The sequence below is a fragment of the Roseococcus microcysteis genome, from assembly GCF_014764365.1.
GTDB lineage: Bacteria > Pseudomonadota > Alphaproteobacteria > Acetobacterales > Acetobacteraceae > Roseococcus > Roseococcus microcysteis.
On sequence record NZ_CP061718.1, the window covers coordinates 514,931 to 538,311 of the forward strand.

Below are 23,381 nucleotides of genomic sequence, written 5' to 3' on the forward strand. Positions count from 1 at the left end.
TTACAGGGATACTCGGCGCCCATAAGCGATTGATGATCCGTAATCAGCCGGCTAGTCTGAGAGCCGGTTCGGCGAATTTTGAGTGACAGGTATCTGGCGCTGAATTCTGCGTCAGATTTCGGCGCGGAGCGAGGGAGTTTCGGGTGAAGGCCTTTGATCTCGACCGGAGCTTGATTGAAAAATACTCCAGCTTTTCGAGATCTTTCAGCAAGATACGCGCGGGTGATTTGCGCGAATCAATCGATCGGCAGTACGATAGTGGATATTTCTGGCCAGATTCACTTTTGTCGATCAACCCGCAGTACGAGCCTGGCCCAACAGCAGACGCTCTGGCGACTTCCGGCGATCTGGATCCGCTAACCGCTCGCGTATTTCGCGTCAAAGGAGACACGATCCGCTTTCACGCGCATCAAGCTCAGGCCCTCGCTAAAGCGCGCGCCCACCAGAGCTTCGTGGTCACGACTGGGACAGGATCCGGAAAGTCACTCTGCTTTTTCGTCCCTATCATCGACGCTGCGATTCGGGCAAGAAAAAAACGGAGTGAACGGCGGACGAGGGCAATAATCGTCTACCCCATGAACGCCCTCGCAAATAGCCAGCTCAAGGAGATCGAAAAATTTATTGCGCAAGCAGATCTTCCTGAGCAACTTCGGCCATCTGTAAAGCGATATACGGGCCAGGAAAAGCAGGCAGAGCGCCAAGCCATCGCGGATAATCCGCCGGATATTCTTCTCTCAAATTACATGATGCTTGAGCTCTTGCTCACTCGGCAGGATGAGCTCGACAAGAGGGTGATCGCGAACGCCGGTGGCGTCGAGTTCATCGTCCTCGATGAACTGCACACCTACCGCGGGCGCCAGGGCGCGGACGTCGCGGTGCTCGTACGGCGGCTGCGTGACCGGTGCGCCGGAGACAGGCACCCATTATGCATTGGAACGTCTGCGACGATGGTTAGCGAGGGATCCGACGCGTCGCGCGCGGGCAGCGTCGCGGAGGTCGCCTCAAGGCTCTTCGGCGTCGCGATTGGTCCTGAGTCCGTCATCGACGAAAGCCTTCGCCGCGCGACCGACGATGGGCTCTCCCTCGCCGACGTACGGCCGCTTCTGCGTGGCGCAGTTGAGGCCCGACTGCCAGATCACCTTCCGGACACGGAGCTACGCCGCCATCCACTCGCGGTCTGGGCCGAGTTGGCGCTTGGTCTTGACGACGGCCAGGTTCTGCGGCGCAGGAGGCCCTTGCCGTTCGGCGACGCGGCGCAGGCGCTCGCGGACGAAACTGGACTGTCTAAAGAGGAATGCGCTGCCAAGCTCGAAGCCTTTCTGACAAAGGCGAGTCTGCCGGAGGATGCCCGAGGCGGATCAGGTGAGCGCGCGTTTCTTGCCTTTAAGCTCCACCGCTTTATCGCTGGGTCTGGCGAGGTCTACACGACTCTCCGGCCCGCGCCGCGGAGCGTCTCGCTGGAGGGGCAGGTAAGGGATCCGGGCGACCCCGAGGCGAGACTCTATCCCACGCGTTTCTGCCGCTCGTGCGGGCAAGAGTACCACGTGGTGACGCTGTCGGAGGTCGAGGGGCAACAGGTATTCTTGCGGCGCGACATCGACGATACGCCGCTCACCGCCCAGGAGGACGACAATGTGGCGGGCTACCTGACGCCGGTCGGAGACGGCGACGAAGACTACGAATTCACTGGCGAGATCGATAGCTTCCCCGAGGATTGGCTGGAAGAGCAGGGGGAGACGGTCCGCCTCAGGCCAAACAGGAAGAAGCAGGCTCCTGTTAGGGTGCACGTAGCGGCCGACGGCTCTATCCGACCGGACGGCAATCCATTCTGGTTCCTTCCAGGCAAATTCGGCTTCTGTCCATGCTGCCGTGAGATCCCGGCATCCCGATCGAGCGAGCGGATCAAGCTCGCGGGCCTCTCAGCCGAGGGACGAAGCTCCGCCACAACCTTGATTGTCGCAAGCGCACTCGAGTGGCTGAACCGCCGGGACAGCGCCGTTCCTGCCGATAAGCGCAAGCTGCTCGGATTCACCGACAACCGGCAGGACGCAGCGCTACAGGCTGGTCACTTCAACGACTTCCTCTTCGTCAGCTTGTTGCGTGGTGCGATCCTAAGGGCTGTCCTCGCCGGAGGCCCGGAAGGACTCTCCGATGACGAGTTCGGCCTCCGCGTCAGCCGCGCCCTCGGCTTTACAGCGGACAATGCGGGAACACGCATCCACTGGATGGCCGACGCGAAGGCAAGCGGTATCCAACGGAAAGACGCAGAGCGGGTCCTCACGAAGATCCTCGCACATCGTGTCTGGACAGACCTGCGTCGCGGCTGGCGCATCACCAACCCGAGCCTTGGCGTACTGAAGCTCGTTCGGGTCGAGTACGTGGGGCTGGCTGAGCTGTCGGCGGACACAGCGCGGATGGACGCAGCGAGCCCGGTGCTCGGCCGCCTTGAACCGGCGGCCCGGGAAGTCGTTTTGCGCCAGGTCCTCGACCTCATGCTAGAAGGACTCGCGGTCGACACCGAGGCGCTCGATCTCACGGTACTCGACGCCGTTTCGCAGAACTCGCGCTCGCTCCTCCGCGATCCATGGGCCGTCGATCGCAACGAGGTACTCAGAGGCCAGACCGCATTTATGCTCGACGCGCCGCCGCGCCGGGAGACCGGGCTGCGCGACGAGCAGACGTTTCTGCGCGGTGGCGCTCGCTCTCGTCTCGCTCGGCAGATCAACCGTAAATCAATCATCGGCGCGCGCCTGAAAACCGGTGAATACCGTTCCTTGATGGAGGGCATCCTTGGGGTCCTGAGCGACGAGGGCCTGGTGCGGGAGGTGGGTACTTGGCAGGATCGCCCGGGGTGGCGGATCGTGCCATCTGCGGTCCGCCTGTTGCCTGGTGAGTCCGCCCTGAGTGGGCAGCCGAGCGGTAACTCCTACTTCCACAGGCTCTACCTGGAGATTGCCGATAGCCTTCGCATCGGAGCTACCCCCTACCTCGGTCTCGAGAGCCGCGAACACACAGCTCAGGTCCGGCAAGAGCAGCGCGAGTGGCGCGAGTGGCGCTTTCGGTTCGAAGAGGAGGACCGGAAGAGCATCCTTGAGCACGAGGCGGAGATGCGAGCCGCGGCCGAGCCTACGCAATTTCTTCCGGCGCTCTTTTGCTCACCGACAATGGAGCTCGGTGTCGACATCTCCGCGCTCAACGCAGTCTATCTGCGTAATGTACCCCCGACGCCGGCGAACTACGCGCAGCGCGCTGGCCGCGCCGGCCGCTCAGGGCAAGCAGCAGCCATCGTCACCTACTGTTCCGCTCAGAGTCCGCACGACCAGTATTTCTTCGCGCGCCGCGACGAGATGGTGGCGGGAGTTGTGCGCCCGCCTGCGCTCGACCTCGGCAACGAGGCTCTCGTCACGTCCCACCTGCAGGCCGTCTGGCTCGCGGAAGCTGGCCTCGCGCTGGCACCAGACATCCCCGACATTCTGGATCTAGGCACGCGGGGCTTTCCGCTCAAGCCGGAGATATTGGCCCGCGTCTCTGATCCTGACCTGACCCGGCGGGCACAGATCCCGATGCGCCGGGTTTTCGATCAGGTCATCGCCTCGCTCGGCAGCAGCACGCCAACCTGGCTTGGAGACCCCGAGGCCTTCGTCTCGCGTGCCGCGGCGGAGGCGCCCAGGGAGTTTGATCGCGCGTTCGATCGATGGCGAGAGCTTTATAGCTCGGCGCGTAGGCAACTCGCGGATGCAAACGTACGCTCCGAGACGGCGGGCCTGTCAGGTGTCGAGCGGCGCCGGATCAAGGAAGCGCAGGCACAAGCGAATCAGCAGCTCGAAATCTTAGAGCAAGGTCGCGCTACTAACGGCTCGGATTTCTACTCTTACCGTTACCTGGCAACCGAGGGTTTCTTGCCGGGTTACAATTTCCCTCGCCTGCCGCTTTATGCATACATTCCGGCCGCTGCAGGCCAGGGTGCATTTATTCAGCGAGCACGATTCCTCGCGATCTCTGAGTTCGGACCACGCAGCCTGATCTATCACGAGGGACGGGCCTACCGCGTTGTAAAGGCGAAGCTGCCGCCTGAGGCCCGTAGCGCTGAGGGCGACGGTCTCGCGACGAAGGAAGTCTTCGTGTGTCGAGCCTGCGGCGCTTCGCACGACGTCGAGGTCGAACGGTGCCATGCCTGCAGAGCTTCGATGGTCGGGGCCATGCCCATCCGCAAGACCTTGCGGATTGACAACGTGGAGACCGCGCCCGCTGACCGCATCACGGCAAATGATGAGGAGCGGGTTCGACAGGGCTTCGAGATCCAGACCGTGTTCTCATGGCCGCGTCGCAACGGCCAGGTCGTCGTGACAGAGGGCGTGCTGGAGGCTGACGGTGACGCCCTATTGACGCTCCAGTATGCAAATGGCGCAGAGATCAGCCGGCTCAACAAAGGCCTAAAGCGGCGCCGGGACAAAGCCCTGCTCGGGTTCCACATCGACCCGCGCACTGGCTACTGGAGCAAGGCTGACGACGAAGACCAGGATCAGAATGACACGCCATCCCCAGAGGAGGTCCGGTCGGTTCGCATCGTGCCGATCGTCCGCGACCGCAAGAATGCGCTTCTGCTGCGGTTTGCGGATCCGGCCAGGTTCTCGAGGGAGGCAATAGCCACGGTCCAGCACGCCCTGATGAGGGGCGTCGAGATCGCGTATCAGCTAGAGGAAGGAGAAGTGCTCAGCGAGCCACTCCCTGCGCGAGACGATCGACGCGCCATGCTTGCTTACGAGGTCTCGGAAGGTGGCGCCGGCGTCCTCAATCGGATCATCTCCGACCGACTAGCGCTCGGCCGCGTGGCCCGCGAGGCTCTGCGCCTGATGCACTATGCTGATGTCGACTTGGCGGTGCGGACGTGCGACCCAGTCGCTCTCCGCGACACCGCCGAAGATACGTGCGCGCAAGCCTGCTACCGCTGCCTGCTCTCCTACTTCAACCAGCCCGACCACGAGCTTATCGATCGCCGAGATGAGGATGCGCAGCGAATTCTGCTCATGATGGCGCGGGGCGAAGTGACCCTGAAGCCGAACGGGCCGGAGGATGCTGAGGAGGGCTGGGTGGCAGAGTTTGAGCGAGCGAAGCTGCCGGCACCCGATCCGGCAGGCGTGACGTTTGGTGGCTGCGCGCTGCGCTTTGCCTGGCGGTCGCACTTCGTCGCCGCAGACGTCGCGCCAATCCCGGCTGAAGCTCAGAATGAGGCACAAGCCGCCGGCTGGCTGCTGGTAGAGCTATCGGACGATACTGCAGCCGGTGTTCCAGACGCGCTCGCAGCACAGCTAAGGGGCTGACTTTATGTCCCATGTCTTCGCCCCCGGTGATATCGTTCGTGCTCGTGGCCGCGAGTGGGTCAACCTACCGACGTCGCGGGAGGGGTGGCTCGCGCTGCGCCCGCTCTCGGGCTCTGAGGCCGATCGCGTGGTGCTCAAGCCGGAGTTGGAACTGCAGCCGGTCGAGCCGGCGCGCTTCGATCTGCCTGCAGACGCGCTGGTCACTACCCAAGTCAACGCTGTGCTGCTCGCTGACGCACTGCGCCTCACTCTTCGCCGAGGGGCCGGGCCATTCCGTTCAGCAGCGCAGATCGCATTCGAGCCTCGCGTCTACCAGCTTGTCCCACTCTTAATGGCCCTGCGGCTCCAGGTGCCCAGGCTCCTGATCGCCGACGATGTCGGTATCGGCAAGACGATCGAGGCGGGCCTCATCCTCCGCGAGTTGTATGATCGCGGCGAGCTCGATGCCTTCGCAGTTCTGTGTCCTCCGCACCTGGTCGAGCAATGGACCGGAGAGCTCAGCACCCGCTTCGGGCTCGAAGCCGTTGCCGTCACGGCGGGTACCGCCGCTCGGCTTGAGCGAGGCCTCCCCGTCCACCAGACGCTCTTCAACGCGCATCCGTTCACTGTAGTCAGCTTGGACTACATCAAGGCCGAGAAGCGGCGTGAAGCCTTTGCTCGCGCCTGCCCCAACATGGTGGTGGTTGACGAGGCGCACGCCTGCGTTGGAACGCATAAGGGACGTCAGCAGCGCTTCAGTCTCCTCTCCGAGCTGGCCCGAGATCCCGACCGGGGGATGCTTATGTTGACCGCCACTCCCCACAGCGGCGACGAGGAGGCTTTCGCACGCCTTCTCTCGCTCATCGACCCGGGCTTTGCTTCGCTCCAGTTCGACGACGCTCGCTATAGGGAGCGGCTCGCACGCCACTACGTCCAGCGCCGCCGCATCGACCTAACCTCGGCCGAGTGGGCTGAGGAGCGCGCTTTCCCCAAGCACATCACGACAGAGTCTCCCTACCGTCTCAACGCGCAGCATCTCGCCTTCCAGGAGGCAGTCCTGGACTACTGCTTCGGTGTCGTTTCGCGGGCTGGCACCGGCGAGAGGGAACGGCGACTGGCCTTCTGGGGTACGCTGGCCTTGATGCGCTGCGTCGGTTCCTCGCCGGCGGCGGCGCTGAGCGCCCTACGCAACAGGATGGCCAGCGAGGTGGAGCGCCTCGAGCCGCAAATCTACGACGAGGATGGCGAGGACGAAGACGCTGTCGACGTGGAGCCTGCAGCGGCAATGGCCGCCGATGGAGCGCTGGCCGCGCTCATCCAGACCGCGAACCAGCTTACGAGAGAGCCAGATCCGAAGGCCAGCGCGCTGATCGATCTGCTAAAGCCCATCATTCGAGGCGGCGCTAATCCAGTCATCTTCTGCCGCTTCATCAGTACCGCCGAGCACGTGCGCGACGCGTTGCGCCGGGCCTTCCCGAAGATCCGGATCGAAGCCGTCACTGGGCTCCTAACGCCCGAAGAAAGGCGCGACCGCGTCGCCGACATGGCGGAGGACGAGCAGCGCATCCTCGTGGCGACCGACTGCCTATCGGAAGGCATCAACCTCCAGAAGCTGTTCGACGCTGTGGTGCACTACGACCTCTCCTGGAACCCGACACGGCACCAGCAGCGCGAGGGGCGGGTCGATCGATTCGGCCAGCCGGCACCTGAGGTTCGTTCGGTACTGATGTTCTCCCCCGACAGTGCCATCGACGGTGCGGTGCTTGATGTCATCCTTCGGAAGGCAGAGGCGATCCGGAAGGCCACTGGCGTCACCGTCCCGCTCCCCGACGAGCGTGGCCCCGTCACCGATGCGCTGATGGCCGCGATGATGCTGCGCCGGCGCGACAAGCAGCAGCTCGTGCTCGATCTGCGGCTCGCCGATGGCAGGGCAGCCATGGAGCAGCGGTGGCGCGATGCGCAGGAGAATGAGCGTAAGTCGCGTGCACGCTTTGCACAGAACGCCATGAAGCCGCAGGAGGTGGCGCCCGAATGGGCCCGGGCACGCGATCTCCTCGGGGGGCCTGACGCCGCGCTGGCCTTCGTCGAAGCCGCGATGCGGCGCTTCGACGCTCCGCTTGAGCCGCGGCGCGCGATCCACGCAGCCCACCTGCATGGCCTGGACCATCGCCTGCGCGAGCGTCTCGCCGAGCGCGGCCTGAGCGGCACCATCCGCCTCGCCAGCTCTGACCCTGCGCCCGCCGGTGCGGATCTGCTGACGCGGACGCATCCGCTTACGGCAACGCTCGCTGAGGCCCTGCTCGAAGGCGCGCTCGATCCTGCCGCTCTGCCGGGTCTCAGCCTTGGCCGCACTGGTGCGTGGCCGACCACTTCGGTCAGCCGCCGAACGACGCTCCTGCTCCTGCGCCTGCGCATGAAGCTCACCGTCCATGCGCGGCGCGAGAGGCTCCTGCTTGCGGAAGAGGCTGCGCTGCTCGCGGTCGAAGGCGGGAAGGTCATCGCCGATGGGCAGGAGGCGCGAGCTATTCTTGGTGCCCCCGCCAGCCACGACCTCGCCGAGATTGCCCGTACACGTTTCTTGCGCATGGCGCAGGACGAGCTTCCTGGCATGCTCGATGGCCCAGTCCGCCAGCATGTCGAGCGACGCGCCGCTCGATTGCTCGAAGACCACGGCCGCCTGCGCGCCGCGGCTGGTGCCGCGTCTCGGGTGACGGTCGAGGCCGTCCTGCCTCCCGACGTGATCGGCCTCTTCGTTGTGCTTCCGGGCGGGGCTTGACCTGCCATGCCACGCAAGCCCGCAACCGATGTCACTGCCTGGCCTGCCCTCACGCTGGAGGGCAGCCTGATCTCCCCGGCGATGATCGCCTCCATCGATCGGCGCGAGGCGCCCGAGCAGGACGAGACCGCCTACGGTGTCCGAAAGGGCCTAACCATCCGGGACGAGATCTCGACCGCCTTCCGGGTTGGCCAAGCGCACTATGATTCGTTCCTGAAGGCTCACTCACCCACCGCCACCGCCGCGACCCGCTTCGTCCGCGACTTCCTGCGGGAGACGTTGGGCTTCGCCGACCTGCAGGAGGACACCGGCCCCGGTTCCCTGGTTGCTGGCGATGGCCGTGTACCTATCGTCGTAGTGCCGCCCGCGGACGAGCTGGACCGCCGCAGCGCTTCGCTCTCGACGGATCGTCCCCGTTCCGCGGCCCTTGTCCTGCAGGACCGTCTAAGCGGCTCCGACAAGGCGACCTGGGGCCTCGCCTCCAATGGCAGCGTCCTCCGCCTCATGCGGGACAACGCTTCGCTCACCCGGCCCGCCTTCATCGAGGTGAACGTCGCTCAGATCTTCGAGACGGAGGACATGGCGTCCTTCGCGGTGCTGTGGCTGCTTATGCACCGCTCGCGCTTCGGCCCGGCCGGGGCGCCGCCCAACGATTGTGCCCTGGAGCGCTGGCGGGATGCCGGCGCCAAAGCTGGCGAGGCCGCCCGCGATCGCTTGGCCGGGCAGGTTGAGCAAGCCCTGAAAATCCTCGGCTCAGGCTTCCTCGAGGCGAACCGCGACCTGCGAGAGAAGCTCATCGCGCATGAGATTGGCCTGACGGAGTGGTTCAACGAACTGCTGCGCCTAGTCTACCGCCTGATCTTTCTGATGGTGGCAGAGGACCGGAACCTCCTCCATTCGCCGGACGCCGGCGCGGACGAACACCGGCTCTACGTCGAGGGCTACAGCCTCGCCATGCTTCGCGCCCAAGCGGCGCGCCGCGCGGCCTGGGACAGGCACCACGATCGCTACGAAGGCCTGAAGATCGTCTTCCGTGCGCTGGCCGGTGGCGAGCGCCGGCTCGGTCTCCCGGCTCTCGGCGGCCTGTTCACGCCGGGGCAACTGCCGACACTCGAAGGTGCCCAGCTTTCCAACCGAGCCCTCCTCTCCGCCCTGTTCCGCCTCGGCTGGCTGTCGGACGGCACTGCGGTGGCACCGGTGAACTGGCAGGCGATGGAGACCGAGGAGCTTGGCTCGGTCTACGAAACCTTGCTTGAGCTCCAGCCGCAGCTCGCCGAGGACGGGCGACGCCTCATCTTCGCGTCGGATGCCGCGGAGCAGCGCGGCAACCAGCGCAAGACCACCGGCAGCTACTACACGCCGGACAGCCTGGTTCAGGCCCTGCTCGACACCACGCTGGACCCGGTTCTGGATCGCGCGGAAGCCAGCGCCGACGACCCGGCCGAGGCTCTGCTAAATCTGACAGTGGTGGACCCAGCCTGCGGCTCCGGTCACTTCCTGCTCGCAGCGGCACGGCGCATCGCCACGCGCGTCGCACGCCATCGAGCGAATGGCACGCCGTCTTCCAACGATTTCCGCCACGCACTGCGCGACGTCGCGCGGCGCTGCATCCATGGCGTGGATCGCAATCCCATGGCGGTGGAGCTGACCAAGGTCGCGCTTTGGATCGAAACCGTCGATCCCGGTCTTCCGCTCGGCTTCTTCGATGCGCAGATCCGCTGCGGGGACTCTCTGCTCGGCGTCTTCGATCTGAAGGCGCTGGAGGCTGGCATTCCGGACTCCGCATACAAGCCGCTCGCCGGAGACGACAGAGAGACGGCGCGGCATTTTGCGGCGCGAAATCGGAGCGAACGGGCCGGCCAGGGCACTTTGGACTTCGCGCGTGGCGGCGGCGCGATGCCGGCCGCCCGGCAGTTCGCCGACCTGGGCGGCAAGCTGCGCGCGCTGCGCGAGGACACGTTGGAGGAAATCGCCGCCAAGGCACGGCAGTATCAGTCCCTGCGCAGCGGTCCAGCCTGGTACGGCTGGAAGGTGGCCTGCGATGCCTACGTGGCGGCCTTCCTGGTGCCCAAGTCGGGCGGTGTGCCGCCCAACCGCAACACGGTGACCATCCCGACCACGGCGCATGTCTGGGACGCGATGGCGGGGCGGATGCCGTATCCGCCATTGGTCGGGCGGGTTGTCGAACTCGCGGAGACGGCGCGAGCCTTCCACTGGCCGCTGGAGTTCCCGGACGTGATGGCCCGCGGTGGCTTCGACGCGGTGCTGGGCAACCCACCCTGGGAACGGATCAAGCTGCAGGAGCAGGAGTTCTTCGCGGCGCGCTCGCCTGAGATTGCCGCAGCCCCGAACAAGGCGGCGCGGGAGCGGATGATCAAGGCGCTGGCGGCAGCGCCCGAGGGCTCGCAGGAACGGGCGCTGCATGCGGCCTTCATCTCGGCAAAGCGAGAAGCGGAGGCGGCGAGCGAGTTCGCGCGCGTCCCAGCCGAGGAGGAGGTCACGGACCGCCGCGGTGTGACGAGGAAGGTCACCATCGGCGGCCGTTTCCCGCTGACTGGGCGGGGAGACATCAACACCTATGCGCTCTTCGCCGAGCTTTTCGCACGGGTCGCGCGGGACGGTGGATGCGCCGGAGTGATCGTGCCGACCGGGATCGCCACCGATGCTACAACCGCACCATTCTTCGCGAGCCTCATTGCAACTGATCGCCTTCGGTCACTTCGCTCGTTCCGGGAGATCCGCGCCATCTTCACGGCGACAGATGATCGCAACCCGTTTTGTTTGCTGACTATCGGCTCCGGGAAGGGCAAGGCCGAGTTTGCGTTCTTTCTCGACGAGGTTGCGCAACTCGCGGACACCGAGCGTTGCTTCACCCTTTCCCCCGAGCAGATCGCGCGCCTGAACCCCAATACGCTGACGACACCCATCTTCCGTACCCGCGCCGACGCCGAGCTCACAGCCAAGATCTACGCCCGTGTGCCGGCCCTGATCGAGGAGGCGAAAGGCGCTGCGGGCAATCCGTGGGGCATCACCTTCGCGCGGCTGTTCGACATGGCCAACGACAGCACGTTATTTCGCACCGGCACGCAACTGGGAGCGGAGGGGTTCGTACGGCAGGGCAGCGACTGGCTGGCTGAAGGGGCGAAGCCACGCCAAGCCGTGCTGGCCGTCGAGGGCGCCGGCGGCGGTGCGCTCGATCTGTCAGGTGGCGGTCCGCGCACGCCGCGACGCTACGTCCCACTCTACGAGGCCAAGATGGTCCACCAGTTCGACCATCGCTGGGCCAGCTATGCGGCGGACGGCGAAGATAGCGCCGCTCCGACGCCCGCTCAGAAGCGCGACCCGGACTTCGAGCCCGCGCCGCGCTACTGGGTGCCGGCGGCGGAGGTGGAAGAGCGTCTGGCCGGGAAGTCTTGGAGGCGCGGCTGGCTCATGGGGTGGCGTGACATCGCGCGCGCTACGGATGAGCGGACCGTTATCGTCGCCTCGGTGCCGCGTGTTGGCGTTGGCCACACCGCGCCGCTGATCTTTGCCAGCGCCGAGCCGGTGCAGTGGTCTTGCTTGCTGGGCAACTTGAACGCGCTGGTTCTCGACTATGCTGCCCGTCAGTCAGTGGGGGAACCCACCTCACGTATACATATGTAAAGCAGTTTCCTGTCGTGCCGCCTGATGTCTACACGCCCGACCGCCTCGCCTTCGTCGTCCCCCGCGTCCTCGAACTCACCTATACGTCGCGTGCCCTCGCGCCCTTCGCCCGCGACCTTGGCCATGAAGGCCCGCCCTTCGCCTGGAACGAGGACCGCCGCGCCCATCTGCGCGCCGAACTCGACGCCTTCTACGCCCGCGCCTACGGCCTGACCCGCGACGAGTTGCGCTATATCCTAGACCCTGCGGACGTGAAGGGCGCCGACTACCCCTCCGAGACCTTCCGTGTGCTGAAGCAGAACGAGATCCGTCAGCACGGCGAATACCGTACCGGCCGCCTTGTGCTTGCCGCCTGGGACCGCATGGAAGGCGAAGGAGCCTTCCGGTCCATGGGGATGTAGGCGAACGTCCCGATGGCCGCGACCGACCCCGCGCTGATCCAGAAGGCCAGGCCGCACTTCCTCGCCGCGTTTGCGACCTTCGGCAAACCGGGAGACGACGCCTACCAGATAGCCCAGCGCATCGCGCAGGAAGCCGCCACTGCCGGCTTCGCCCCGCCAGCATGTCAGAACCTGCTGGTGCATCTGCGGGCCTTCCTGGGAGAAGTCCTGCTGAGCCGGTTGGATCCATTCCTGCTCGGCAGACCGACGCCGAACCCTGCCTCGCTCTTCGCCGAGGAACGCCTGGGCGGGCTCTTCAACCCACGCCCCGTGCCGGCCGTCATCGAGCAACCGAATCTTCCGCTGGAAAGCGATGACGAACAGCGCGACCGGGCCCTCCTCGATCAGCTCATCGCCGCCACCCGCCTCTACGCCAACAGCACGGCGGTACAGGACCTCCTCGACTTCACGATCCGCCTGCGCGCCTTCGCGCCCTTCAACGCGATGATCCTGCACATCCAGAAGCCCGGCCTCACTCACGCGGCAACGGCGAAGGACTGGTGGGAGCGCTTCGGCCGCGTTCCCAAGCCTGGCGCGCGGCCCCTCCTCATCATGCGCATGCGCGGCCCGGTCGACTTCGTCTTCGACATCCTCGACACCCATGGCCGCGAACTGCCGGAGAATGCCTTCTCCTTCCCCACCTTGGGGACGCTGTCGCGCCAACGCTTCGACCAGATCCTCGCCAGCGTGGCCGGTGCCGGCTTCGAACTGGTCGAGCTGGACCGGGGCGATGCGGAAGCAGGCTGGATCCGCCGGCACGGGCACCCCGCCACCCCGAAGGGCAAGCAGCGCTACCAGCTTGCCTTCAATCGCAATCACCCGGCGCGGACGCAGCTCGTCACCATCGCTCACGAGCTGGCCCACGCCTTCCTCGGTCATCTTGGTGCGGACAAGGGACGCGACATCAGAGATCGCAGAGACCGATCGCTCGCCGAACGAGAAGTCGAGGCGGAGATGACCGCCTATCTCGTCGCGATGCGCAACGGCCTGAAGCCGCGGAGCGAGAGCTACCTCGACGCCTATAAGGGGGCCTTCACCGGGCTCGATCTCTACGGGGTGATGCGGGCGGCGAACGCGGTGGAAACCGTGATGGGCGTGTCGGCAGCCCAGCTCAAGGCGCAGGCGGAGGGACGCGCATGAAGCTCGAGGCGCCGCAGGGTTTCGTCGTCGCGGAGGAATGCCGCAAAGCAGCCTGGCAGAGCGGCTACCGACGTACCTTCGGACAACAGGACGGATGGGCTCGCTACAGCTCGACCACGGCGCGCGGGGACATCCATCTTGGCGCTGCTGGTCCAGACGGTCCGTGGTTTCTTGCGCTCGACCATCCCGGCGTCATTGCCGAACTCGGCCTGACCTCGGCGGGCATCCCTGGTCCTGGCCACGCGCGCTACACCTTCTCGACGCTGCGGGATCTCTATGTGCTCCTCGCCCGGGTCTATGCGCTCGCGCGCAGCCTGCCTGATGCACCGCTACAGACCTTTGTCGCGAAGACAAAAGATCTCCCGCGCTCCACCGAGGCCGAGCGTCTGGTCGTGCAGCGGGTCGGCCAGGATATCTTCCGCGAGGGCTTGCTGGCCTACTGGGGCGGCCGCTGCCCGCTCACTGGCATCACGGACCCGGCGCTGCTCCGCGCCTCGCACATAAAGCCCTGGGCGCGCTGCGCCAGTGATGCCGAGCGGTTGGACGTTCACAACGGCCTGCTGCTCTCCGCCCTCTGGGACGCGGCCTTTGACCGAGGCCTGGTCACGTTCGAGGACGACGGGACGCCTCGCCTGTCCAGAAGTCTGAGCAGCCAGGCTCTGACGGCTCTTGCCTGGTCGGAGCCGCTGCCGCTGACGGCCCAGCACCGTGCCTGGGTCATTTGGCACCGCGAGAACATCTTTGAGGCAGCCATGCCCGACCAAGCTGCGGGTTTGCGGGCGAGCACGGAGTGATCGCAATCTTCTCTGGCCGACACGCAGACACGCATCAGGCTTCGACAAGTGATGTGATCCGCACTGCCAGAGAGCCGGTCGACTATATGCCATTCGCCGGATGACGTTGGACGATCTGCAGTATCCCGGGAGCGAACCACGATGGCGATGCCAGACTACCAGTCTCTCATGCTGCCCCTTCTGGAGATCGGCGCGAAGGGCGAGTCATCGGTCCCGATTGCAGAGGCGGAAGTTGCAGCGCGTCTTGGGCTGTCCGAGGAGGAGCGCACCAAGAGGCTTCCAAGCGGGAAGCAAACTGTGCTGCATAATCGCCTGCATTGGGCGAAGTTCTACCTGACAAAGGCCGGCCTACTCACCAGCCCCAAGCGCGGGCGCTTCGCCATCACGGACTCGGGGCGGCAGGTACTCACCGCACCACCTCCCAAGCTTGACACAAAGTACCTGCTGACGATCCCGGCCTTCCATGAGTTCTATCGCGGTGACCAGGGATCCAGCGATGCTTCCGCGGTCACAACCGCTGAGCCCGCAGTCGCCACTCCTGAGGAGATCGTCGACGCGGCGCACAACGCCTTCCAGGCGGCACTGCGCGACGAGTTGCTAGAACGCATCCTGCAGAACAGCCCGGGTTTCTTCGAGCAACTGATCGTCGACCTCCTCGTTGCCATGGGCTACGGCGGCTCTCGTCTGAATGCCGCCGAGCAGCTTGGTAAATCGGGGGATGGTGGCGTCGACGGTGTGATCAACGAGGATGTGCTTGGCCTCGACCGCGTTTATGTGCAGGCCAAGCGCCACGCACCAGGTAATTCCATAGGGCGCCCAGAGGTTCAGGCCTTCGTAGGAAGCCTGGTGGGCCTTGGCGCATCAAAGGGCGTGTTTGTTACGACGGCCGGTTTTTCGGCGCAGGCGATCGATTTTGCGTCTCGCATCCCCCAACGCGTAATCCTCATCAGCGGCAAGCGACTGACAGAACTAATGGTCGAGCACGGTGTAGGGGTACGCACCAGCCGGACCGTTGAATTTAAGCGTCTCGATGAGGATTTCTTCTCAGAGGAGTGATATGCCTCTGCTGGGCGTACTGAGTGTCCGCTTGAATGGTACGGTTTCTGGCGAGTGGCATTCGAAACCAACCAGGCCCCGGCCGCGCCGAAATCGACCTTTTACCTATGTTCTCGAGGTCCGTACCGAATCGGCCAAGTCAGGAGGTCCGGAGAGAAATAGCCTCCGGAGAGCGATTTTCGGCAGCTTCCGCCTCGGGCCGGTCAACAGGTCCAGCACGAAAACCCCAGGAAACCTGCCGCTCAGTGCGGCGGTGGGTCTGGCGGAGAGCGGGACGTCGATAGGAACTGGCGGACAGGGTGGGATTCGAACCCACGGTAGAGTTGCCCCCACGGCGGTTTTCAAGACCGCTGCCTTAAACCACTCGGCCACCTGTCCCGGGCGCCGCAGCGCCTATACAGCCGCCGCGCGCGCCGCGCGAGGGGATCACTCCCCCGCGAGGCGCGCGGCCGGCTCGGCTCCCAGCGTGCTGCCCAGGCGCATCATGGCGTTCACATCCGCGGCCCCGGCCAGCCCCAGCACCGCATCCGCCAGCGCGGCCGCGCGGTCCGCGCCCAGCACCTGGTCGGACAGGCCATGGAACTTGGCGCGCAGCTCGGCCTCGGTGAGGAAGTTGCCGGGCTCGCCCTTGGGCACCACCACGAACTTCGTGAATTCCTGGCCCCGCGCGCGGATGGTCAGCTTGCCCGACATGTTGCGCGGGAATTCGGCCTGCACCTCGGGGTCCTCGACGCAGGTCACCTTGGGCATCAGGGTCCGCAGCACGGGGTCGTCCATGCGGGCATAGCTGTCCCAGCCGAAATGGCCGTGGCCCAGCGCGCAGGACACCACGAAGGGGCCGCTGAACTGGCCATCCACCGTGTTCTTCGGGTGCTGCTTGTATTCCAGCGGCGCGCCCACCAGCAGCATGCCCTTGTTGGGTAGGCCCATGGTGACGCTCTCGATCTCCTCCGGACGCAGCCCGTGCTCGGCGCGGAGCGCCAGGGCGGCGTCCACGCTCGCATGGCCATAGCGGCAGGAGGGGTAGGGCTTCACCGCCGTCTCCATGAGCTCGAACTCGCCGCCCAGGTTGCGGATGGCGCGTTCGGGGATGGGGTTGGGCGCATAGGCGCTGAGGAAGCCGGCCTTGCCCTCCATGGCCTGGGCCGCACCACGGAAGCCCTCGCGCGCCAGCAGCGCGGCGGACAGGCCCGCCATGGCCGCCCAGCCCACCTGCCAGCGCTTCGTCCAGGCGCCATTGGCCAGGAATTGCAGGCTGCCGGCCGCCTGGCTGAGGACGATGCCGAAGGCGTCCGTGATCTGCGCCTCGTTCAGCCCCATCACGCGCGCGGCGGCGGCCGCGCCCCCGAAGGCGCCGCAGGTCGCGGTCGGGTGGTAGCCGCGGTCGTAATGGTCGCCGGCGGGCAGGGCCACGGCCAGGCGGTTCGTCACCTCATAGCCCGCCACGATGGCGGCGATCACGTCGGCGCCCTTGGCGCCGCACATCTCGGCGGCGGCGAGTGCGGCCGGGATCACGGGCGCGCCCGGGTGCAGGCTGCCGGCGGCATGGGTGTCGTCGAAGTCGAGGCTGTGGGCATAGGCGCCGTTCAGCAGCGCGGCCCCGGCGGGCGACCAGCGCGCGGCCTCGCCGAAGACGGCGGCCTGGCCGTGGCCCAGCCCCATGGCGCGGGCGGCGGCGCGCAGCGGCGGGCTGCTCTCGGCCTCGACCCCGCCACGGACCATGTTGCCCACCAGGTCCAGGATGAGAAAGCGCGTGCGTGCCTCCACCTCGGCCGGCAGGTCCGCGTGGCGGATCGTGGCGGCATAGCGGGCGAAGGTTTCGGTGACCGCGACCATGGACATGTTTCCTTTCGCAATTGCGCCGATGCTACGCCGTCTTCCGCCGTGCTGGAACCGGCCGGTTCGAATTGCGCCAGACGCATAGAAGTGGCACCTATCCCCCCATGTTCACCCGACGCAGCCTCCTCGCCGGAACCGCCGCCGGCGCGTTCGCGGCCCGGCCCGCTTTCGCGCAGGAAAGCTTTGCCGCCTTTCTCCAGGGCGTGCGCGCCGAAGCCCGCCGGGCGGGCGTGCGCCAGGCGACGCTGGACCGCGCCTTATCCGGCCTGCAGCCCAATGAGCGGGTGATCGAGCTGGACCGCCGCCAAGCGGAATTCACCCAGACCTGGCCGCAATACCGCGACGCGCGGCTCTCGCCGCAGCGAATCGAGGCCGGCCGCCGCGCCTATGCCCAGAACCGCACCCTGCTGGAGGCCATCCAGGCCCGGCATGGCGTCAGTGGCCGCGTGGTGGTCGCGATCTGGGGGCTGGAGACGAATTACGGCGGATTTACCGGCAATTTCAACGTGATCGAGGCGCTGGCGACGCTGGCCTGGGAAGGCCGTCGCGCGGCCTTCTTCCGCGCGGAACTCATGGCCGCGCTGCGCATCCTCGATGCCGGCCATGTGGATGTCAGCCGCATGCGTGGCAGCCACGCCGGCGCCATGGGCAACCCGCAATTCATGCCGACCAGCTTCGAGCGGCTGGCGGTGGATTTCGACGGCGATGGCCGCCGCGACATCTGGGACAGCCGGGCCGATGCGCTCGCCTCCATCGCCAACTACCTCGCGAACCATGGCTGGCGCGAGCCCGCCCCCTGGGGCTTCGAGGTGACGCTGCCGCCGGGCTTCGACACCGCCCTGGCCGACCACCGGCGCATGCGCCCCGTGGCCGAATGGGCGCGGATGCGCGTGACGCGCGCCGGGGCGGGCGGGCTGCCGGATATGGGCGGGGAATGGGCCATCGTCATGCCGGGCCTTTCGCGCGGCGACAGCCAGGCCTTCCTGGTGGGCGCCAACTTCATGGCCATCCGCCGCTACAACCCGTCCAACTTCTACGCGACGGCGGTGGGGCTGCTGTCCGACCGCGTGGCCTGACCATGGGGCGCGCCCTGGCGGGGTTTCTGGCGCTGGCCGTGCTGGCGGGCTGCGGCCGCGCGCCACCGCCCACCGAGGCGCGCTACCATCTGGGCGAACCCTGGCGGCAGGGCCCGCTCTGGGCCTATCCGCGCGAGGATTTCGCCCTCGACCAGACGGGCATTGCGTCCCTGCTGCCGCGCCGCGCCGGCGCCACGCTCACCGCCAATGGCGAGCGGCGGGAGGATGGCATGTTCGCCGCCCACCCCACGCTGCAACTGCCCGCCATCGTCACCGTGACCAATCTGGAAAACGGCCGCTCCCTGCGGCTGCGCGTGAATGACCGCGGCCCGGCCGAGCCCGGGCGCGTCATCGCCGTCGCCCCCCGCGCCGCCGCGCTGCTGGGCGCGGCCGGCCCCTTCCAGGCGCGGGTGGTGATTGACGCCGAGGCCTCGCGCGCCGCCATCGCGGGCCTCGCGGGGCAGGCGGAGGCGCTGCCCGTCGCCGCCGCCCCGGTGGGGGAGGTGGGGCGCGAGGCCCTGGCCCCGCCGCCCGGCGCGCGCGGCCTCGCCACTGCCGCGCCGCGGCCCGCGCGCCCCGCGGTGCAGACCGTGGCGGCCCAGGCCACGGCCCGCCCGCCCGAACGCCTGCCCGAGCAGGTGATTCAGGGCGCGCCCCGGCCCGGCCTGCTCTGGATCGAGGCCGGCACCTATTTCAACCGGCAACTGGCCGCGCGCGAGGCCGCGCGCCTGAGCGGCGGCCGGGTGGAGCCCTTGGGCGTGGCCGGCGGGCCGCGCGGGCGGCAGCAGCAATTCCGCGTCCGCACCGGCCCCTATCGCAGCCTCGCGGAGGCCGATGCGGCCATGGCCCGCGCCATCGCGGTCGGGCTCACCGAACTGCGCCTTGTGGTGGATTGAGAGATGCGCGAAGTCCCGGAGATGGTGAACAACCCGACCCGCCGCACGGCCCTGCTGGCCGGCGCCGCCGCCCTCGCGCCCATGCCCGCGCTGGCGCAATCCCCGCGCCCGGCCGCCCGCGCCGCCCGTCCCGCGCCGCCGCCCGCCACGCCGGGCCAGTCGCCGCTCGGGCCTGTCGAGACCATCGCGCGCAACGCGCTGCTGATGGATTTCGACACGGGGGCGGTGCTGCTGGACAAGGGGGCGGACCAGTCCATCCCGCCCGCCTCCATGTCCAAGCTGATGACCATGTATGTGGTCTTCGACCAGATCCGGCAGGGAAGGCTGCGGCTGGACCAGACGCTGCCGGTCAGCGAGGCCGCCTGGCGCATGGGCGGCAGCCGCATGTTCCTGGAGCTCAACAGCCGCGTCACGGTCGAGGATCTGGCGCGGGGCGTCATCATCCAGTCGGGCAATGATGCCTGCGTGGTGCTGGCCGAGGCCATCTCCGGCAGCGAACGCGCCTTTTCGGAACTAATGAACACCGTGGCCCCCACCATCGGGCTGCGCGACAGCGTCTTCCGCAATTCCACCGGCTGGCCCGACCCCGAGCACCGGATGACGCCGCGCGACCTCGCCACCCTGGCGCGGCGCCTGATCACCGACTTCCCGGACCATTACCGCTTCTATTCGGAGCGGTCCTTCCGCTGGAACAACATCACCCAGCCCAACCGCAACCCGCTGCTGGAGCGGATGCGCGGCGCGGATGGCCTCAAGACCGGGCGCACGGACGAGGCGGGCTATTGCCTCACCGCCAGCGTGCTGCGCGACAACCGCCGGCTGATCCTGGTCGTGGCCGGTCTCGCCAGCGAACGCGCCCGCGCGGAGGAGAGCGAGCGGCTGATGGAATGGGGCTTCCAGGCCTTCGACAATGTCGTGCTGTTCCGCGCCGCCGACACCATCGAGGATGTGCCGGTCCATATGGGCGAGCGCGCCAGCGTGCCGCTGGTGGGGGGGCGCGATGTGGTGGTCACCCTGCCGCGCGGCTGGCGCGACCAGCTCCAGGTTCGGCTGCGCTACGACACGCCCGTGCCGGCCCCCGTGCTGCGCGGGCAGGAACTGGCGCGGATGGAGGTGTCGGGCGCGGGTGTCACGCCGCTCAGCCTGCCGCTTTATGCCGGGGCGGATGTGGAGAAGCTGGGCGTGCTGGCCCGCATCCCGGTGCTGGCGCGCGGCCTGCTGGGACGCTGACGGGCCAGATGCGAGGCCGCTTCATCTCGCTGGAGGGCGGCGAGGGGGCGGGCAAGTCCACCCAGGGCAGGGCGCTCGCCGCCGCCCTGGCGTCGGGCGGCCTGCCGGTGCTGCGCACGCGCGAGCCGGGCGGCAGCGCGGGGGCCGAGGCCATCCGCGCCCTGTTGCTGGGCCGCGGCGGCTGGGACCCGGTGGCGGAGATGACACTGCATTTCGCCGCACGGCGCGAACATTGGGCCAGCACCATCGCACCCGCCCTGGCGGCCGGCATCTGGGTGGTCTGCGACCGTTTCTTCGACAGCACGCTGGCCTACCAGGTGGGCGGGCAGGGGGCGCCGCGCGCCACCTGGGCCGCGCTGCGGGCGGCCACGCTGGGGGATGCGGCGCCGGACCTGACCCTGCTGCTGGACCTGCCCGTGGCGGCGGGGCTGGCCCGCGCCCAGGCGCGCGGCGAGGTCAACCGCTATGACGCGCTGGGCCAGGGCTTCCATGAGCGGGTGCGGGCCAGCTTCCTGGCCCAGGCCGCCGAGGAACCCGGGCGCTTCGCCGTGCTGGACGCCACGCGCCCCGCGCCCGAGGTGCTGGCCGCCATGCTGGAAGCCTGCCGCACGCGGCTGGGCGCGCCATGAGCCCGCGCGCCACGCCCAGCCTGTTCGGCCATGCGGAGGCGGAGGCGAGCCTCGCCCGCGCCTTCCATTCCGGCCGCCTCGCCCATGCCTGGCTGTTCTGTGGGCCGCCGGGAATCGGCAAGGCGACGCTGGCCTGGCGTTTCGCGCGCTGGGTGCTGGCGGGCGGGCCACACGCCAGGCCGCCCTTGCACCTGCCGCCCGAGGATGTGGTGTTCCGCCGCGTGGCCGCCGGCGCCCATGCCGATGTGCTGGAACTCGCCCCCCAGGCCGAACCCGGCAAGCGGCGCATCATCAAGGTGGAGGAGGTGCGCGCCGCCCGCCATTTCCTGGCCCTGACGGCGGCCGAGGGCGGCTGGCGCGTGGTGCTGGTGGATGGGGCGGAGGCGATGGAGGCGGCCTCCGCCAACACCATTCTCAAGACGCTGGAGGAACCGCCGCCGCGGACCGTGCTGCTGCTGGTGACGGATGCGCCGGGGCGACTGCTGCCCACCATCCGCAGCCGCTGCCGGCGCCTCGACCTGTTCCCGCTGGAAGAGGGCGCCATGGCGGAGTGCCTCGCCACCCTGCTGCCCGACACGTCCGCGGAGGATCGCGCCGCGCTGATGGAACTGGCCGAGGGCGCGCCCGGCCGCGCGCTGGAACTGGCCGAAGGGCAGGGGGTGGAGCTGGCGAGGCTGGCCCGTTCCGTGCTGGAGGCGCTGCCCGATGCCGCCGGCGCCCATGCCCTGGCCGACCGTATCGCCGGACGCGATGCGGCGCTGGCCTTCCCGGCTTTCTTCGCCCTGCTGGTGCGGCAATTGACGCAATCCGTGCGGGAGGCGGCGCGGGGCGGGGCCATGCCCGGCTGGCTGGCCACCAGGCCGCTCGCCGCCTGGGCGGAGGCCGCGAGCGCCTTGACGCAACAGGCGCAGGAGGCCGAGCGCCTCTCGCTGGACCGCCGCCAGGCCGTGCTGGTGGCCATGGAGACGTTGCGCGGGCGGTGAAGCCACCTTGCCGCGCGCGCGTCCGGGCGCCATGAAGGCGCCCATGCCCGTCTATCTCACCACGCCCATCTATTATGTGAACGACAAGCCCCATATCGGCCACGCCTACACCAGCCTGGCGACCGATGTGCTGGCCCGCTGGCACCGCCTGGCCGGGGAGGAGGTCTTCTTCCTCACCGGTACGGATGAGCATGGCCAGAAGGTGGAAAAGGCCGCCCAGGATGCCGGCCAGGACCCCCAGGCCTTCACCGACCGCGTGAGCCAGGCCTTCCGCGACCTGACCGCGTCCATGAACCTCTCCAATGACGGGTTCATCCGCACGACGGAGCCGCGCCACCGCGAGGCCTGCCAGGCGCTGTGGAAGCGGCTGGTGGAGAAGGGCGAGATCTATCTCGGCGCCTATGAGGGCTGGTATGCGGTGCGGGATGAGGCCTTCTATGGCCCGGACGAGCTGACGGAGCGGGACGGGGTGAAATACGCCCCCTCCGGCGCGCCGGTGGAGTGGGTAAGGGAGCCTTCTTATTTCTTCCGCCTCTCCGCCTGGGGCGACAAGCTGCTGAAATTCTATGAGGACCACCCGGAATTCATCCAGCCCGCGACGCGGCGCAACGAGGTGATGGCCTTCGTGAAGTCGGGGCTGACGGATCTGTCCATCTCGCGCACCTCCTTCCGCTGGGGCGTGCCGGTGCCGGGCGATGACGCGCATGTGATGTATGTCTGGATGGACGCGCTGACAAACTACATCACGGCGCTGGGCTATCCCGATGAAAAGTCCGAGCTTTGGAAGTTCTGGCCGGCCGATGTGCATATGGTGGGCAAGGACATCGTCCGCTTCCACGCCATCTACTGGCCAGCCTTCCTGATGGCGGCGGACCTGCCACCGCCGCGGCGCGTCTTCGCCCATGGCTGGTGGACCAATGAGGGGCAGAAGATCAGCAAATCCGTGGGCAATGTCATTGACCCGCTGGCGCTGGTGCAGGAATTCGGGCTGGACCCTGTGCGCTACTTCCTGCTGCGCGAGGTGCCCTTCGGCCAGGATGGCGATTTCTCGCGCGCCGCGCTGACCAACCGGCTGAATGGCGAACTGGCGGACGCGCTAGGGAATTTGGCGAACCGGGTGCTGAGCCTGATCCAGCGGAATTGCGAGACAAGGCTGCCGGGGGTGGCGCGGTCGGCGGCGGATACGGAAGGCCTGTTCGCCGCCTACCTCGACCCGCTCCCGAGCCGCGTCGCCGAACGCCTTGATAAGATGGAATTCCATCTGGCGCTGGAAGCCGTCTTCGAGGCGGTGCGCGAGGCCAACGGCTACATCACCCGCGAGGCGCCTTGGGCGCTGAAGAAGACCGACCCCGTGCGGATGCTGGCCGTGCTGCGCAACCTGCACGATGCGCTGCGCGTCTTTGCCACCCTGCTGCAGCCCTTCATGCCCGACACCATGGCGCGGCTGCTGGACCAGTTGGGCGTGCCGCCGGAGGCCCGCAGCCTGGCCGCGCTGGCCACGCCACTGCCGGAGGGGCTGGCCTTGCCCGCGCCCGCGCCGCTCTTCCAGAAAATCCAGAACGCGGCGTAATTCCCTG

The 23,381-nt window shown here is 67.6% G+C and carries 14 protein-coding genes and 1 tRNA gene; 13 read left to right on the plus strand and 2 right to left on the minus strand.

Annotated features, from left to right (window positions below; translation table 11 throughout):
• Window positions 1–143: 143 nt before the first annotated feature.
• The 7 genes from ICW72_RS02395 to ICW72_RS02420 all read left to right on the plus strand — a co-directional run bounded on the left by ICW72_RS02395 (window position 144) and on the right by ICW72_RS02420 (window position 15,151).
• Window positions 144–5,321: a DEAD/DEAH box helicase gene (locus ICW72_RS02395; RefSeq protein ID WP_191084769.1), complete on the plus strand. Its 5,178-nt coding sequence runs from the start codon at window positions 144–146 to the stop codon at window positions 5,319–5,321.
• Window positions 5,322–5,325: 4 nt separating this feature from the next.
• On the plus strand, window positions 5,326–8,076 hold the full coding sequence (locus tag ICW72_RS02400) for a DEAD/DEAH box helicase (protein ID WP_191084770.1): 2,751 nt from the start codon (window positions 5,326–5,328) through the stop codon (window positions 8,074–8,076).
• Window positions 8,077–8,082: 6 nt separating this feature from the next.
• Complete coding sequence (locus ICW72_RS02405; protein ID WP_223880762.1) at window positions 8,083–11,721, plus strand: Eco57I restriction-modification methylase domain-containing protein; 3,639 nt, start codon at window positions 8,083–8,085, stop codon at window positions 11,719–11,721.
• A gap of 14 nt (window positions 11,722–11,735) precedes the next feature.
• The gene (locus ICW72_RS20510; RefSeq protein ID WP_223880763.1) at window positions 11,736–12,122 is read left to right on the plus strand and encodes a hypothetical protein; all 387 of its coding nucleotides are present in this window, start codon (window positions 11,736–11,738) and stop codon (window positions 12,120–12,122) included.
• A gap of 12 nt (window positions 12,123–12,134) precedes the next feature.
• Window positions 12,135–13,301, plus strand: coding sequence for an ImmA/IrrE family metallo-endopeptidase (locus ICW72_RS02410; RefSeq protein WP_191084771.1), 1,167 nt, complete (start codon window positions 12,135–12,137; stop codon window positions 13,299–13,301).
• Entirely contained in the window at window positions 13,298–14,095 is a 798-nt protein-coding gene (locus ICW72_RS02415; RefSeq protein WP_191084772.1) for an HNH endonuclease, read from the plus strand. Before ICW72_RS02410 ends, ICW72_RS02415 begins: the two co-directional genes overlap by 4 nt.
• Before the next feature lie 168 nt (window positions 14,096–14,263).
• Window positions 14,264–15,151 carry a restriction endonuclease gene (locus ICW72_RS02420; protein WP_223880764.1) on the plus strand — a complete coding sequence of 296 codons (888 nt, stop codon included), beginning with the start codon at window positions 14,264–14,266 and terminating at the stop codon, window positions 15,149–15,151.
• Window positions 15,152–15,439: 288 nt separating this feature from the next.
• Here the strand turns inward: ICW72_RS02420 and ICW72_RS02425 are convergent.
• Window positions 15,440–15,529 (minus strand) — tRNA-Ser (locus tag ICW72_RS02425).
• Window positions 15,530–15,577: 48 nt separating this feature from the next.
• Window positions 15,578–16,987 (minus strand): MmgE/PrpD family protein, encoded by a 1,410-nt coding sequence (locus ICW72_RS02430; RefSeq protein WP_191084774.1) that lies wholly within the window; start codon window positions 16,985–16,987, stop codon window positions 15,578–15,580.
• 107 nt (window positions 16,988–17,094) lie between these two features.
• Between ICW72_RS02430 and ICW72_RS02435 the strand changes: the two genes are divergently transcribed.
• The 6 genes from ICW72_RS02435 to metG are packed head-to-tail and all read left to right on the plus strand — an operon-like array spanning window position 17,095 to window position 23,374.
• Entirely contained in the window at window positions 17,095–18,066 is a 972-nt protein-coding gene (locus ICW72_RS02435) for a lytic murein transglycosylase (protein ID WP_191084775.1), read from the plus strand.
• A 2-nt stretch (window positions 18,067–18,068) separates the two neighbouring features.
• Window positions 18,069–18,962 (plus strand): septal ring lytic transglycosylase RlpA family protein, encoded by an 894-nt coding sequence (locus ICW72_RS02440; protein ID WP_191084776.1) that lies wholly within the window; start codon window positions 18,069–18,071, stop codon window positions 18,960–18,962.
• A 3-nt stretch (window positions 18,963–18,965) separates the two neighbouring features.
• Window positions 18,966–20,192, plus strand: a complete 1,227-nt coding sequence (locus ICW72_RS02445; RefSeq protein ID WP_223880765.1) for a D-alanyl-D-alanine carboxypeptidase family protein — start codon at window positions 18,966–18,968, stop codon at window positions 20,190–20,192.
• A gap of 8 nt (window positions 20,193–20,200) precedes the next feature.
• The gene (gene tmk, locus ICW72_RS02450) at window positions 20,201–20,821 is read left to right on the plus strand and encodes a dTMP kinase (protein WP_191084777.1); all 621 of its coding nucleotides are present in this window, start codon (window positions 20,201–20,203) and stop codon (window positions 20,819–20,821) included.
• Window positions 20,818–21,804 carry a DNA polymerase III subunit delta' gene (locus tag ICW72_RS02455; protein WP_191084778.1) on the plus strand — a complete coding sequence of 329 codons (987 nt, stop codon included), beginning with the start codon at window positions 20,818–20,820 and terminating at the stop codon, window positions 21,802–21,804. The genes tmk and ICW72_RS02455 overlap by 4 nt, the downstream gene beginning before the upstream one ends.
• A gap of 43 nt (window positions 21,805–21,847) precedes the next feature.
• Window positions 21,848–23,374: a methionine--tRNA ligase gene (gene metG, locus ICW72_RS02460; RefSeq protein ID WP_223880766.1), complete on the plus strand. Its 1,527-nt coding sequence runs from the start codon at window positions 21,848–21,850 to the stop codon at window positions 23,372–23,374.
• Window positions 23,375–23,381: the final 7 nt, after the last annotated feature.

Coding starts and splice junctions, on each gene's coding strand:
- ICW72_RS02400 (WP_191084770.1), top strand. CDS start 5,326: ATGTCCCATGTCTTCGCCCCCGGTGATATCGTTCGTGCTCGTGGCCGC.
- ICW72_RS02405 (WP_223880762.1), top strand. CDS start 8,083: ATGCCACGCAAGCCCGCAACCGATGTCACTGCCTGGCCTGCCCTCACG.
- ICW72_RS02410 (WP_191084771.1), top strand. CDS start 12,135: ATGGCCGCGACCGACCCCGCGCTGATCCAGAAGGCCAGGCCGCACTTC.
- ICW72_RS02415 (WP_191084772.1), top strand. CDS start 13,298: ATGAAGCTCGAGGCGCCGCAGGGTTTCGTCGTCGCGGAGGAATGCCGC.
- ICW72_RS02420 (WP_223880764.1), top strand. CDS start 14,264: ATGCTGCCCCTTCTGGAGATCGGCGCGAAGGGCGAGTCATCGGTCCCG.
- ICW72_RS02430 (WP_191084774.1), bottom strand. CDS start 16,987: ATGGTCGCGGTCACCGAAACCTTCGCCCGCTATGCCGCCACGATCCGC.
- ICW72_RS02435 (WP_191084775.1), top strand. CDS start 17,095: ATGTTCACCCGACGCAGCCTCCTCGCCGGAACCGCCGCCGGCGCGTTC.
- ICW72_RS02440 (WP_191084776.1), top strand. CDS start 18,069: ATGGGGCGCGCCCTGGCGGGGTTTCTGGCGCTGGCCGTGCTGGCGGGC.
- ICW72_RS02445 (WP_223880765.1), top strand. CDS start 18,966: ATGCGCGAAGTCCCGGAGATGGTGAACAACCCGACCCGCCGCACGGCC.
- tmk (WP_191084777.1), top strand. CDS start 20,201: ATGCGAGGCCGCTTCATCTCGCTGGAGGGCGGCGAGGGGGCGGGCAAG.
- ICW72_RS02455 (WP_191084778.1), top strand. CDS start 20,818: ATGAGCCCGCGCGCCACGCCCAGCCTGTTCGGCCATGCGGAGGCGGAG.
- metG (WP_223880766.1), top strand. CDS start 21,848: ATGCCCGTCTATCTCACCACGCCCATCTATTATGTGAACGACAAGCCC.